Source organism: Kothea flammea, assembly GCF_052161645.1.
Taxonomy (GTDB): Bacteria; Planctomycetota; Planctomycetia; order Pirellulales; family Pirellulaceae; genus Laterigemmans.
In genome coordinates this window covers 7,191,912-7,205,431 of the sequence record NZ_CP197414.1, presented here as the reverse complement: position 1 = coordinate 7,205,431, position 13,520 = coordinate 7,191,912, and the positions used below count along the sequence as shown (strand labels likewise).

Annotated in this window: 10 protein-coding genes; all 10 read right to left on the bottom strand. The window is 53.4% G+C overall.

The window, feature by feature from the left end; translation table 11 throughout:
• Positions 1–119: 119 nt before the first annotated feature.
• Positions 120–1,901, bottom strand: coding sequence for a protein kinase domain-containing protein (locus SH139x_RS26930; RefSeq protein WP_488356105.1), 1,782 nt, complete (start codon positions 1,899–1,901; stop codon positions 120–122).
• 308 nt (positions 1,902–2,209) lie between these two features.
• Positions 2,210–2,809 (bottom strand): RNA polymerase sigma factor, encoded by a 600-nt coding sequence (locus SH139x_RS26925; RefSeq protein ID WP_488352812.1) that lies wholly within the window; start codon positions 2,807–2,809, stop codon positions 2,210–2,212.
• A 1,817-nt stretch (positions 2,810–4,626) separates the two neighbouring features.
• Positions 4,627–4,959 carry an ArsR/SmtB family transcription factor gene (locus SH139x_RS26920; protein WP_488352811.1) on the bottom strand — a complete coding sequence of 111 codons (333 nt, stop codon included), beginning with the start codon at positions 4,957–4,959 and terminating at the stop codon, positions 4,627–4,629.
• Between the two features lie 13 nt (positions 4,960–4,972).
• On the bottom strand, positions 4,973–5,599 hold the full coding sequence (locus tag SH139x_RS26915; RefSeq protein ID WP_488352810.1) for an SRPBCC family protein: 627 nt from the start codon (positions 5,597–5,599) through the stop codon (positions 4,973–4,975).
• A 155-nt stretch (positions 5,600–5,754) separates the two neighbouring features.
• Complete coding sequence (locus SH139x_RS26910; RefSeq protein WP_488352809.1) at positions 5,755–7,143, bottom strand: BtrH N-terminal domain-containing protein; 1,389 nt, start codon at positions 7,141–7,143, stop codon at positions 5,755–5,757.
• Positions 7,144–7,550: 407 nt separating this feature from the next.
• On the bottom strand, positions 7,551–8,555 hold the full coding sequence (locus SH139x_RS26905) for a hypothetical protein (RefSeq protein WP_488352808.1): 1,005 nt from the start codon (positions 8,553–8,555) through the stop codon (positions 7,551–7,553).
• Positions 8,556–8,918: 363 nt separating this feature from the next.
• Complete coding sequence (locus tag SH139x_RS26900) at positions 8,919–9,263, bottom strand: hydroxylase (protein WP_488356104.1); 345 nt, start codon at positions 9,261–9,263, stop codon at positions 8,919–8,921.
• A gap of 219 nt (positions 9,264–9,482) precedes the next feature.
• Positions 9,483–9,869, bottom strand: a complete 387-nt coding sequence (locus tag SH139x_RS26895) for a VOC family protein (protein WP_488356103.1) — start codon at positions 9,867–9,869, stop codon at positions 9,483–9,485.
• A 1,488-nt stretch (positions 9,870–11,357) separates the two neighbouring features.
• Positions 11,358–11,552 carry a hypothetical protein gene (locus tag SH139x_RS26890; RefSeq protein WP_488352807.1) on the bottom strand — a complete coding sequence of 65 codons (195 nt, stop codon included), beginning with the start codon at positions 11,550–11,552 and terminating at the stop codon, positions 11,358–11,360.
• Positions 11,553–11,835: 283 nt separating this feature from the next.
• Positions 11,836–13,461 (bottom strand): tyrosine-type recombinase/integrase, encoded by a 1,626-nt coding sequence (locus tag SH139x_RS26885; protein WP_488352806.1) that lies wholly within the window; start codon positions 13,459–13,461, stop codon positions 11,836–11,838.
• Positions 13,462–13,520: the final 59 nt, after the last annotated feature.

Here is a 13,520-nt window from a genome sequence, read left to right as displayed (position 1 = left end):
CCCTTCGGCTAGTTTGCCGAAATGCGCGGACCTCCGGCTATCGAACGACTAAAACTGAGGGCTCAAGAAGAGCGTTGAAAGAGAATCAACGCCGATGGCGATTGATAAAGCGGCAACTCTTACGGAGACTGATTGCCAGTCTTGCGAATTTTGATCTGGCCATTTCGGTTTTCGAGCCGCATAGGAATGCCGCCGCCGTTGATCTTTCCGAACTGGTACTCGTCCACATTCTTGCCAATCTTGGTGAGGATTGAATCCGGGCGATCGCTTCCTTCAGCAGGATCAATTGTGAATGCGGTCAAACAGTTGCTGGCCCCGGAAGCAATCGCTGTCGACAATGCAGTCGAATCGGGCAAGCTCAGGTCAATGAATCCGTTGTAGCCTTCAAAGTCCAGCCTCGCATCGTCAGCGACTTCGTGGAAGACAATTTTGAGATTTCCGTTGCGGCTGAACGCCGTTGCTGATCCTTCAATATCCAACAAAGTAATATCGTTGTGTTCCGAGTGCGTGTCGATGACTCCGGCAACATTCGTGGCCGTGATGTAGCCGCTCCTGTAGGAGTCAAGCGACATGTCCGTCCTGTAAGGAACTTTGATGCGAAGGTTCAAGACGTAGTCCTGGTTGTACGCATCCAACTTGATCGAATTATTCTTCCTGATCACATCAAGATCGTATTTCGGAGTGAAGAGCGATTGAAACTCAGAATCTTCGTCGCCGGCCTTCATGAATCGGGGCGGAGTCAGAATTTCGATCACAACTTCATTGCCATCGTAGCCTTCGACTTCGACAAAGCCGCGATTGATATCGATGATGAGCTTTCCTTTCTGTTTTACATTTGGAAAGTTCAGTTTATGAGTCTTAAAGACGAAGTGCTTGTCCTTTGCCTCCGTTTCACCGGACGTCTTCGCGACAACTTCAGTGTCTGCGTCACCAAAATCGTTGCCGGATTGCATGGCAGCGAAAACGATCGCTGCGAAAACTATGGTCATCATTGTAAGTGCTCCTATTAGCAGGTTCTTTGAAAGAAGAGGCTGTTGCGGCATAACCGGCTTAGCCAAATTCTCCGGCAGCGAATTCCGATCGGGCTGGTAGACGTGTGCCAGGCACGCAACCAACTGTTCATGCACTTCAGCAGAGGATGGTCTTTCCGCTGGCGATTTTGCACGCATACTTGCAATCAGCTTGCAGAGCCATTTTGGGATCTCAGGATTCAGTTCCCGAATCGGAGTCGGTTCTTCATCGGTTATCTTGCGGAGGACTCCGAAAGAGGTCTTGGCGCGGAAGGGGCGGGTGCCAGTGCACAGCGCATATAGCAGACTTGCCAGGCTAAAGATGTCACTGGCACATTCAACGGTCTCACCACGAGCTTGTTCTGGAGACATGTATTCCGGCGTGCCAGTTATGGCTCCACTTCGGGTCATGGTGGCGTCATCAATCGTTCGAGCCAAGCCGAAGTCCGTGATTACAGCTTTTTCGACTCCCTTATCGAGCATGATATTGGCTGGCTTGATATCGCGATGAATCAAGCCCTTCTCGTGTGCCGCAGCTAGACCGGCTGCAAGCTGGACTCCGATTCGTAGAGTTTCTGAAAGCGTCAGCGGTCCTTGTCGATCCATTCGCTGTTGCAGTGAGGTTCCGGCGATATATGGCATTACCAGGTAAGGCAGTTCACGGTCGGTCGACACACTATGAATGGCAATTACATTCGGGTGCAGCACTCCCGCGACAGCTTTGGCTTCGCGAGCGAAACGGTATCGCGCCGTGCCACAAGCCGCCAACGTCGGATGCATCACTTTGAGGGCCACAACTCGGTCGAGCGTTGGATCGACCGCTTTGAGAACGACTCCCATGGCTCCGCTTCCAACCACCCCGAGCACCTCACATCCGCCCAGCCGCCCCATTGAATTGGGCTCATCGGTAGGATCCAGCATGCTAACAACTTGCCGAATCGTGAAGGGCAGTGTGTTTGTCGTTTCTGTTTCAACGTTTAATGGGCTACACTGGGAGGTGGTTCGAGCCATGTGATTCACGGCATCCTTCAAGTGATCCTTAGCGTCTTTCCAGCGTGCGGGTGAGGCGGCGAGTTGCTCGAGTTCTTTGCTACACGTGGTGCATTGGTCTAGATGATTCGTTAATGCGGCGACTTCATTGTCGCAAAGCTCACCATCAAGAAACGACTTCAATCGATGCGATTTACATAGAGATTGATTCATTCGTATGATTCCTCCAATTGCGAGACAACGTCGGAAAGCTGCTTCATGATCCGGCTACGTGCGGCGTAGATTGCGCCGACGGATTTGCCAAGCTCCCGAGCGACAGCCTCGATTGCAAGTCCTTCGATGGCCGTCATCTCAAAAGCCATCCAGTTCTCTTCCGATACTTTTTGTCGAACTTTCTCCGCAGCCTGCAAATACATCTGACGTTTGTACTCAAGATCTAACTCAAGCTCGCTGAGAACGCCGCCGCTAACCTGTTCGAGCAATTCATTCGGTATGCCGTCTCCTCCGATGCCTTGATCCGGTGGGCGGCGGGTTAAGGCGTTGATCGTGGCGTTCTTGGCAATTCGTAGAAGCCAGTTTCGGAACCGCGTTTTCTCACCTTGCTTTTCCCAATGAGCAATCGAGTTGGCAACCGAAATAAAAACCGTTTGGACCAAATCCATAGCATCCGCATGTTGCAATCCCCTTGAGACCGCAAGTCCGTAAACGACGGGGCGATAAACTTCCACAAACTCTTCCCACGCCAACCTATTTTGGGGCGACTGAATCTGCAAAATCAGACTTTCCCGAGTTTCTGGAATTTCTTTCACAACAGTGACATCGCTCGCTGGATCAGGAAGGTTTCATTGACTTCTTATCATTTAACACGGCAGCCCGGTGAATCTGACGCGCTATCGACAAACTTTGCGCGATGCGCCGTTGATTTATAGTCGCCCCATAGTCTGATCTCACCTGGGCCAAAGTCCGCGGAGTCTGCTTTCCAACAAATTGGTTCTCACTTAGTTGCTCTTGGCTGGCGAAAGCGACTCAAACTCCCGAAGTGCTTCTGCGTCAGCGACTTAGGTGTTGGTGACAGAGAGAATATTGTCCAGCTCAGCAAGCCACCGAAAAATCGCTCGCCCCCCTTCAACAGGCCGGGCGGAGTGAGGAGGGCAAGCGATGGTGCTCGTATGAACAGGTCAAGTCGCTTACGTCATAAGGAGGGCGTGTCCTTGGTCAGATTGTGAATGCCAGTCTGCGCCTCAGTACGACGCACGCGGGGTACGACACGCGTATTCGATCGGCACCGTGACCGAACGGACTCTTGCGGTCCCGTCCGCCAGTTGTTGGAACGCACCGACAGCAGTTTGGGCCGACCGATGGCAGCGTGTTTCCCGCGTCATCGCTCTGGTCGGTGAGTGAAAATTGGATTCGCTCAGCCGACAGGCTAGAATAGATTAGTCTCGTCGCAACCCGGACACGAACGAAGCCGGAGCTGACGGAGGTATTCTTGACTATGCTGTTCTTGCTTGATCGGATCATCAAGAGCTTGTTGCTCGCTTGCATCGAGTTGGTCTACAGCTTCTTTTTGATCCTTCGGGGCTTCGCTTGGAGTAGGTGAAGTAGACATGTGATTTGGTCTCCATCTGAAACGCTTGGCAAGGCCACGCCGAAACGCCTTTGCGTACGGGCAGCCAGAAACACAACAGAGCGATCAGCAAATTCGCCTTTGAAAGCGTCTTTGCGCGATCTTGCCAGGGAAGGAGCCACTTCTCAAACTTCGTTTAGCAAGACCTTTACGAAAGCTGGTTGGTGAACCACTTTCCGGCTTGCTTCGAAAGGCGAGAAGCGAATCACTTCAGCCGTTTACGGTTTTGTCCGATCAAGGCTTTTAGCCCGGCAAAAGCCACGGGATCGGATGTTTGCAGATCAGAAAGAGCGGAGCAAAAAAGTTCTAATGGAGTCTTGTTACCCCGACTGAGATAAGGCGCACCGCTTTCCAAAGCGGTGCGTTTCTCTTTAAGTCCTTCTTCTGCTAAAGCTTACGTGGCGTCTAAGGGGTTCAGTCTCCGATACGCGGCGGCGTCTTTGGTAGGGCGGGTCGCACGAAACGCGGCGATTTCGGGAGCTGCGAGTTCAAATCCTGTTGCCCCTCTTGGCCTTAGGGCGACGGATCTTCCCTAGCGAATCGGGTTCAAGACACACCCGTAACACTCGTTTAGATGAAGGACGACGTCGTGCGGCGTCGGCGAAGGCGACTCCCGAGCAACATCAATCGTCCTCGATGGCGATACTCTGGTCGTCCATAGTGACGCAGGACGGTTCGACCTTACGCACTTACCGGAATACTCGCTAGCTGATGAATGCAGTCAGATTGACTTCGATTTTGGACGCTGACAGGTGCGGTCGTTAGAATACATCGAGGCGGTGAAAGGCAATTCGTTCCAGGATTCGGGCGATGCGCCGCTGTCTCAAAGGAACCTCGCCAAGTCGTGGCCATAGAATCGACACCTGCGGCAATTAGCCAGATCCGCGTCAGCCAGAGAATTGTCGGCTCGTCTGGTAGTGCGCGCGAAAATCGAGCAGAAGGATAATTTCAAGAAGTTGGATGCTGAGCCACCTCAGCATCGTCCGATCCGTCCGACCTTCACAGCTTCTTCTTCGAGCGTTTTCCACTCGCCACCTCTCTTGCCAGAGCCTCGAACTTCGGCGCCCAGAACCGACGAAACGGGGTAAGCCATTCGTCCATCTGCTCGAAGCCCTTTGAGTCCAGTGAATAGAGCCGTCGATTTCCGTCGATGGCGACACTTGCAAATCCGTTTTCTCTCAGCACCTTCAGCTGTTGAGAGATTGCCGATTGCGAAATGCCGAACGCTTCGCCAACGGTATCGACGATCTCTCCAGACGTTAGTTCCCGATCCATCAAACGCTCAACAATACAACGTCGCACCGGGTCCGCGAGTACCGCGAAAGCATGCATGGGTAAATCCTTCCTATTCACTACAGTAGAACTTAGCGGTTTGTTCGGCCATGCCGCTGGCAATCGATTCATCTTCGCCTGATTCGATGTGAGCATCGCCCCAGGCCAGCGAGCATTCTCGAATGAACGCTTTGCCGCTGTCCGTCGCCAGCCAGGCATTGAATTCATCTTGCGGAACCGGCTCGCCCGTCCGAACATGCAGAAGCAGCCCTAAGAAACTGAGATCCCAACCGGCTCCAGTGGCACCTGGGCCATACTTCCGCCAGTGCGATTCGCTAGCTTCGTCTTTTAGCATGATGTGTTCGAGCGTCAGCCTTGCCCCATCGTCGTGAGCGTCCAGCCGCAAGCGAACCCAACTGAAGTTTCCACCGCATTCCCAGGTGACGTCGAGTGCCTCGGGCGGATCACATCGACTAATTTTGCCACCCGCGTTGCCTTCCAGTTGATAATGACCGCCAGGTTTGAGATCGCCGCTGATGGGCAGAAACCAGCGAGGAATTCTTTCTGGGTTCGTCACGGCGTCCCAAAGGTCTTCGAGATCCGTGTCATAAGTTGCAGAACCAGACACGACCCGAGCTGCTTGCCCTTCGTGGATCACCTCCTTAACGACGCGGTACGTTATGCCAAGTGGATTTTTCATATACATACTGCGACTCCTCTAAGCCTTTAGTTTGATCAAACAATTTCACTTGCTAATTATATTAGCAGTGACTAATATTGCAAGCCGCCTAAAGGAACTTCGTTGATGGTTCACAAAGCAAGATTGGCGGAACAAGAAATGAGGGCGGTGGACCTTTAGCCCTCCGCCGCCACAACTTCACCCAACCGCTGATGGGCTGCGACTTCCTCAAGATGTAAAGCATGGCAATGGCGTTGTAACTCAGCTCGCAGATCGTCGCATTCGTTTTCGTTAAGAGGAAATTTCTCCTGCGCGGAGCGTTCAAGATCGCGAAATTCCAAGACAATTTCTTGAATTCGTTCGGCCGCTCGTTTACCGCCGCTAAGGGTCAATTCGGCACGTTCTGCGCTGAGCTCCCGGAAACGCCGGAAGCGTCCCACATTTTCCGGTAAGGCCGCTTCGCCAAGTGTGTCCCAGTCATCTCCCAGTTTTTGATACCGCTCACTCAATTCCTGACAGCCGGCAACACCGAGGATCTTCTCGACTTCGCGAAAAAATTCGGCGTACAACGGTCGTGACAGGCCGCCTCCGGTTCCGTAGTGAATGAAGGAGTACACGGAGGTGAGCCCACGCCAGAAATTTAGTCCACGCGGGAACATCGTTGCCCAGCTTTGTTTGTCAGAACCCCCATGCAGCCGGTCCGCCCATGTACTGAAAGCGTCCAGCGTAAAGTTCTTCGCCATGGCCTTGCCGCCCGGCGGTTTCACGGCTCCTTTTCCGACCAGTGCATCATGACAGGCAGTGATTCCTTCGATCACGGCCTTCTTGATGTCGAATTCGCGAGGCGCATGGCTGACGCGCACCAATCGGTTCTTTTGCTTTTTGATCCGCATGCGGGATTCCGAAAGAATCTGCAGCGGAACGGAGTCGGGTCCATCCGCAAGGTCGCCGATCAGGGCTTCTGATTTGGTATCGTCGATCCCATAAGCGGTGACCACGTGGTACTGCCCGCCGACCGTACTTTGATGTGGTGAAGCATGCCGAGGCAACAAGGCCATATCGACCCAGGCCACCACAGGGCCTCCCTGACGCAAGGCATCCCGCAGCTGCTTCTCCGCAGCCTTCGCTCCGCCGGTTTCCTCGATTTCCACTTGGGCGCCGAGTCGAGTACAAGCTGACTGTAGGTACGCTAAGTCATCTTGCCAGACGTGGCGTCCGGCAACGTAAAATGACGAAAAATCATCCTGTTCGTAGCGGAACGCGAAGACGCCAGCACCAACGCCACCTGCGATACCGAACAGCATTGCCTCGCTCAATGGAGGCTGGGCCGACTGATGGTGAGAGTTCGCGGCAGAGAGCAGCACCCTCAGCGCCGTCGTGGCCGGGACATTGCCTGGAAAATGAAACCGCTCGGGACCCTCTGAGCAGGAACCATTTGAGCTGGACCCATCAGCAACGCGAGAATCCAACTTCGCCAGCATGTTTCGGCGAGCGACCGTGTACCGTTCGCCCGTTTTCTGCATGCGGGCACGGATGCGATCCTTGAGGTGCTTTTGTCTAGTCATCGTTCTTTTCCGATTTGCCCGAGAAGTGATGATTCCTGCACAATCAACCCTTCCCGATACCTCGGAAAGCAAACGCCAACACAGACCTGAGAACATCAATCCCCTTTGCCCTCGCGTGATGAACCGTGCAGGGGTTCATTCAAGAGGGTCGGGCGTAGGTTTCGCCGACGCTCCTCGACATACTCACTGGGAAATTGCGAGTCAAGTTTGGGTTGCGAAACGAATTCGCAACCTCATCTTTCGCTTCGAGTGATTCAAAAGCGGCAGCCAGATCGTTGCTGCCAATTGCCATCTTGGGCAAGAAACGCGGGGGCACAAATTCTTTTCGGGCGGGATTCACCGCTTTCGAAACTTACTCACGGTACAGGGAATTGTGCCCACTGCGGAGGCAACGCTCTCTACTCCACTTACTGGGCATTCAACGAACCGGCTCGGATGAGAAACTCGTTTGATTGAGTGTCGAGAATCATGGTGCTATCGAGAAGGAACTTGTTGCCCATGAATCCGCCGTCGACGAAACGACCGAAGAGGCTTTGGAGGGGGACGTACTGGTCAACATAGCTGACGCGACGCAGACGCAACTTCGTGTCGCCGAACAAGACAGACAGCTTGCACGAGGAATGGTGAACGGGAATTGAATCGCCAAAACGGTTGGCACCCACGCTGATCTGGTCGCCCTCGGGATCAGCATACCGATCGTAATGGTGCTTCGAAGTGAAGAGGCCGAAGGGGCTACAACCAGAGTCGTAGAACATCTCCATCTGCGTACCATCTATTTCTGCAGGCAGCATGACACGTCGACCGGGAAAGCGAAACGGCCGGAACACTCCGAGTGCATCTAGCTCGGCGGTACGATGATCGAAGAAGTGGATCGTCTCGCCCGGGAAGTCGAACGCGCAAATTCGCTGGTCTAAGATATCCGCTCCGATCGAGCCGATAATATTGACGGGCTTGTCCCAGTCGATGGAAATGTCGCGGGTCATGACCCAACCGCCACGCAAGACGACTGCATTCTCGCCGACTTTCAAATTGAACTCATCGACTCGCGTTGTTGCTTTGTCGTCTTCGAAGAGATTGAATTGTACACCCTTTTTCGCCAGTGAATCCAAACAGCCAGAGCGTAGGAACGTCGACGGTGACCCTGTGTCAAGCTGCATATAGAGTTGCTTTTCAACACCAGGCACGGTGACTGGCAAAATGATCGCCCCGTGCTCTTCCACGTAGTTGTCGTACTTGGTGGGCACCCACTGAAACGGCACTGGATGCAATTCTCCAGCAATTGTCAGGCGATTGGGATGTTCGGCGAAGAACCTTGAGGTGACGTACTGGAAGCCGCCCCAGATACCTACTGCCACGAATATCAAGAATACAAGGAAGATGTACGCGACGGTTCGTTTTCGAGGCAACTTCATAAAATATGGGATCTGCGAGTGGTAGTTCTAGACTTCGGCTAATCACCACTTCGCTTTGGTGTGCTTGATCTTGGCAACTGAAGCCGACATTTTGCCAGCGTTCAGTTTTATTGGGATTACGGTAAGGACGGCTGTTGCTCGCCCCCCCAGCACGATCTGCGCCTGCCGGAAGCCGCAAGCGATATCGAATTGACTGCGCATCTCGCGGGCTACAGCGATGTCGGAATAGTCTGGGACCTCTCGGCTGGAAAGGTGAACGCCGACTATCTCCAACTCGTTGGACACTCCGATGGCCTACGTTCGACCTTACGCACGACAGAACGCTACGCGGTGTAGCTCTGAGCAACAATGAATACTCTTGCATCAAAGCTGCCAAAGCCCACATTCGATACCGCCCTGTATTACTACCGCAATTGTCCCGTGACCGGGAAGTTCCATGCTCTGTATTGCGATTTCTGCACCTTCATCGGCTGCGGCGGCCACAGCCTGCTCTAGGTTTTCGACAAGCACGTATGGTCTAATAACGGGTGTCTCAGTTTCACGTAGTGGGCCACGAATACCGATTTGGCCGCCATCACTCAGTGTGGCGGTTCGAGCGTTTCCGAGGATTTCAATCGGTTCGCCGAAAGTGATTCGATGTACCTTTGCATATTGCTTGCAGAGTGCGTTAGGCTCTGAAGTAACGATCTCCAAGTATTGAATCTTCATTGCAATTTCCTTTTCTTTCTTGTCCTTTGTATTTACGTTGCCAGTCTCAATTTCCTTGCTCGTCGTTGTTCTGGTTTCGTCCTTGCAGCCGACACTGAATAAGGCGAGCACCGGAAACGCTAGTGAAGAAGTCCCGAGGCGGAGCAAATCCCTGCGATTCGTTTTGGTCATTTCCCTTCATCCATTCGTAAACGTAGAAAGTGGGTAAAGATCTCAAAGCTAGTGCATCTGCAATAACTGAATCAAGTTGCCACAAGTGTCATCAAATATTGCGGTTGAATAGGCGCCAAAGTTTGTTGGCGGTTGGGTAAAGCTGACGCCCAATCCAGTCAACCTCCTATGCTCTGCCTCAATGTCGTCAACGCCAAACATAGTGAACGGAATCCCATCGCGGACAAGAGCCTCTTTGAACGGCTCGACTGCTGGATGATCGCTGGGCTCTAACACCACTTCAACACCGTCGGATTCGCCCGGGGACGTGACTGTTAACCAACGACGCTCGCCAAGTGGAATGTCGTGCTTGAGCTCAAATCCGAGTGTCTCGGTGTAGAAGCTTAAGGCTTTCGCTTGGTCTTCTACGGGAATGCTCGCAACAATTACCTTCATAATGACTCCTGATTGTTTTTCTTCAGCCATCCCGTGATTTGGCGTACTCTCAGTGATAAGTTAGTCGAGTGCAGTTTTGTTCGCCCCTGCCATCTTGTGCTGATCAAGTCAGCTGCCTCCAAGACGGCGAGATGTTTAGAGATGGATTGTCGCTTAATCGACAACCCATGCCCTTCAACAAGCCGAACGCAAATTTCGAATAACGACTGGTTGTCACGCTTCGAAAGTTCTTCAAGAATCGTTCGCCGGGTGGAATCTGCCAATGCATGAAATACGGCGTCGAGTTCCGCTGATTCTTTCTGTGACATTTGCTCATGATATGCAGCCTTTTGGCTGCATGTCAAGCAGGTTTTCAAGGAAACTGCGGTATCATCGTCTGCAATCATGATTAGGAAACGAACAAATGCTTCGACTTCACGGCGTGAAGAGCATCCTCCGATACTGCCTCAGCAGTAAGCACCGGCACAGATTGGTGAGGTGGCTGAGTTGCGGTGCGGAAGTCACATCATCCGACGCAAGTTGAACGTAGCTCTAAAGTCTGATACGTAGGCGCTAGGTGCGGTTCAGCCGCTTCGATCGATTTCACCGCGGGGACATCAAGGCTCCGTGGCTGGACAAACCTCCTAGGCGAAAGCACCAACTCAAGTGAAAGCGGTAACGTAGGCCTCTGCAGGTGCGCAAGCAATTTTACAACGGTCCAGAATCGCCGAACACAAGCCTGCTCGTCGGCATTTAGTGGACAAGGAGGGCGCGTCGGGGGCGTGACGTTATGCATTCGGGTGTTCGCTTCAGTTTCCCTTGGCCAGTATTTGAGGGTAAAATCAACGAGCGGGAATCAGTGGTTAAGTGCTCATTCTGTAACGCCAATGAATTGAAGCTGCGACCTCGCAGTGCATTTTATTGTGCATAGTCAACACCGCACTCGACCTTGCCTTTGTGACGTGGCGCAGCAGGATGCGTGGGGAGTAACGTGAAGCCATAGTGCTTACTAAAGTCAACGACTTTCGGATGTTGGCTGCGTGTCGCGGAGATGCCCCATCGCATTCATCATTTCCGAAATTGATGAATCATTTCGTTGCCCCAACTGCAACGATTGGGTACGACCACTCCAGTCAATCTTGCATCCATTATTTAACGCTGATGGCGGGTAGTCGTCTCCGGCAAGAAAGCTGCACCCCAGATCTGGGCATGTGACGCAATCGATTTGACAGCCGGCTAGAACAGCCTCGTCCAAACTTTCCCGGCGCTATTAGTGCATCAGGAGGGCGTGTCCTGGGTCAGATTGTGAATGCCAGTCTATGCCTCAATACGACGCACGGGGTGCACGACACGCGTATTCGATCGGCGCCGTGACAGAACGGACTTTGGCGGCGCCGTCCGCCAGTTGTTGGGACTCACCGACAGCAGTTCGGGCCGACCGATTGCAACGTGTTTCCCGCGTCCTCGCTCTGGTCGGTGAGTGACAATTGGATTCACTCAGCCGGCAGGTTAGAATAGATCAGTCTCGCCGCAACCGGGACACGATCGGAGCCGGAGCTGACGCAGGTATTCCTGACGGTACTGCTCTTGCTTGATTGGATCATCCAGAGCGTCGTGCTCGGCGTGGTGCTCGGTTGCTTTGAGGCGGCAATCAGTCTCGTTCTGCTTCTTTGGATCTTCGCTTGGAGTAGGTGAGGTAGTCATTGGTTTGGGTCTCCATCTGAAACGCTTTGCAAGGCCACGCCGAAACGCCTTTGCGTACGGGCAGCCAGAAACACAGAAAGGCGATCAGCAGAAAGGCCTTCTAAAAGCGTCTTTGCGCGATCGTGCCAACGAGATAGCCGCTAATCAAATCCTGAGCAGCAGGCAGCAAAGAAAGCTGTTTGAGAAAGCGCTTTGCCACTGGTTGCCCAAGGCAGATTCGCGTCATTCCAGCTGTTTACGGGTTTGGCCGATCAGGGCTTTTAGCCCCGCAAAACACAGGGGATCAGATGTTTGCAGGTCCGAAAGCGCGGAGCAAAAAAGTTCTAATCGAATCTTGTCGCCCCGACTCTAAAAAATCCCGTAAAACACTGCGTTTTGCGGGATTTTCTTCGTCGTCGAATAATCGCCAAGGTTTCAGCATATTGCCTAGATTTGACTCATCTTGACCCAAATTGTCAGATCCTGAGGCAACATCTGAGGCAACCGTTCGCGGCGACTCCCTTTCCCCGGTCGCCGATCCCAAATCAGGTAGCAATTCCACCGCCCCTGCTGCGTCCAGCAATCGCTCGTCGGTGTAGACGTTCATCGTCAGCGAAATATCGCTGTGCCGCATCACTGCTTGAGCGGTCCTCGGCGAGACGTTGGCGGCGGACAGGTGGGTGCCGGTCGAGTGCCGCAAAGCGTGAATGTGCACTCGCCTTCCCTGTTCGTCGACTTTCGGAATCTCCGCTGCGACCAAGTCTCGGTTCAAGATCCGTAGCAGCCCCGAAGGAACATTAAAAACCACCGCGTCGCTTTCGTTGCCGGCGGTCCATTCCTGCAGTTCTGCGGCCAAATCAGACCGCAACGGAACGGTGGACCCTTTGCGACTCTTCTCGTTCGAAACTCGCAGCACCAAAAACGGGACGTCTCCAAACGATAAGTCACCAACGTGAAGCGTTCGCAGCTCGTTTAGTCGCAACCCGGTCAAAATTGCCGTTTTGTAGATCATCGCCCGTTCTCGCCCCAAAAGCTCGAGCTCCTCGCGTCGTTCGTCTGACAGCTTGGCGAGCAATTTCCCTTTATTCTTGCCGCGCCGAACCGTCAGCGCATCATTCAGCGGGCGACTGCGGGCAACATCCAGCAGGCGACGCATCTCGTCGATTGTCAGTGGGCGGGCCACTCGGCGACGATCGGCACTCTCGTCCACCTTGCCGAAACCCTCGAATGGATTCGAGAGTAGCCGCCGCTCGCCCGTTTGTGATTGCCGCTTCCCCTCAATTCGTCGACCGGTAAGCCACCAACCGAAAGCAACCCACAATCCAGCGTGCCAATTGTAAGTCGCCGCTGACATCTCAGCTTGCGAGCGCAGATATCGCCGCAAGGAATCCGCCGATAGGTCTCGCAAATACTTGAAGCCGCAGGCAGTCGCGTCCCCAGTTAAATAGGTCTCGCTTGTTTTGATCCGATCCGCGTTCACTTTACGAGCGCGCAGTTCGTCGATGTAGTCCGTGATGTGCTGGGATAACGGAATGTCTTTAAATTTGCCAACCTCAGCGTCGTTTCGGCTTAAAGCTCCGCTCTTAATTCGCTCGACGGTCCGCGTCAGTTCCGCTAGCTTCGAGCGTGCTGACTCCACGTCCCGGCACCCGGTCGAAACCTCTTGAACGATTCCATCAGCATCGCGAAACACGGCTGTATAGGTCGCTGATTGAACCCGGATCCGCAAAGCTCCATCCACGGCACTTGTGACAACTACCGCAGAACGCTTCTTGCCCCAGCGATCCGACCAGGTGGCAATCTGCTCAGTTACTCTCGTTTGCGACGGATTACGCCTTAGTTCTTTCGCGGTCGCTTTGCGTGTTCGCGTTTGAAGTGTTGCCGACTCGGGCAAAGGTCGCGTTACCATTTTGCGTTTGACTGATGCCATCAAATCCCTCACTTGCTTTCGAAACCGAATAACGCGATTGTTTTCGCTGCCCACGCCAA

Bases quoted from the DNA above. Each gene is read 5' to 3' on its own strand.
- SH139x_RS26930 (WP_488356105.1), bottom strand. From the start codon at position 1,901: ATGGGGCGGCTGGGCGGATGTGAGGTGCTCGGGGTGGTTGGAAGCGGA.
- SH139x_RS26920 (WP_488352811.1), bottom strand. From the start codon at position 4,959: ATGCATGCTTTCGCGGTACTCGCGGACCCGGTGCGACGTTGTATTGTT.
- SH139x_RS26915 (WP_488352810.1), bottom strand. From the start codon at position 5,599: ATGAAAAATCCACTTGGCATAACGTACCGCGTCGTTAAGGAGGTGATC.
- SH139x_RS26910 (WP_488352809.1), bottom strand. From the start codon at position 7,143: ATGACTAGACAAAAGCACCTCAAGGATCGCATCCGTGCCCGCATGCAG.
- SH139x_RS26905 (WP_488352808.1), bottom strand. From the start codon at position 8,555: ATGAAGTTGCCTCGAAAACGAACCGTCGCGTACATCTTCCTTGTATTC.
- SH139x_RS26900 (WP_488356104.1), bottom strand. From the start codon at position 9,263: ATGAAGATTCAATACTTGGAGATCGTTACTTCAGAGCCTAACGCACTC.
- SH139x_RS26895 (WP_488356103.1), bottom strand. From the start codon at position 9,869: ATGAAGGTAATTGTTGCGAGCATTCCCGTAGAAGACCAAGCGAAAGCC.
- SH139x_RS26890 (WP_488352807.1), bottom strand. From the start codon at position 11,552: ATGACTACCTCACCTACTCCAAGCGAAGATCCAAAGAAGCAGAACGAG.
- SH139x_RS26885 (WP_488352806.1), bottom strand. From the start codon at position 13,461: ATGGCATCAGTCAAACGCAAAATGGTAACGCGACCTTTGCCCGAGTCG.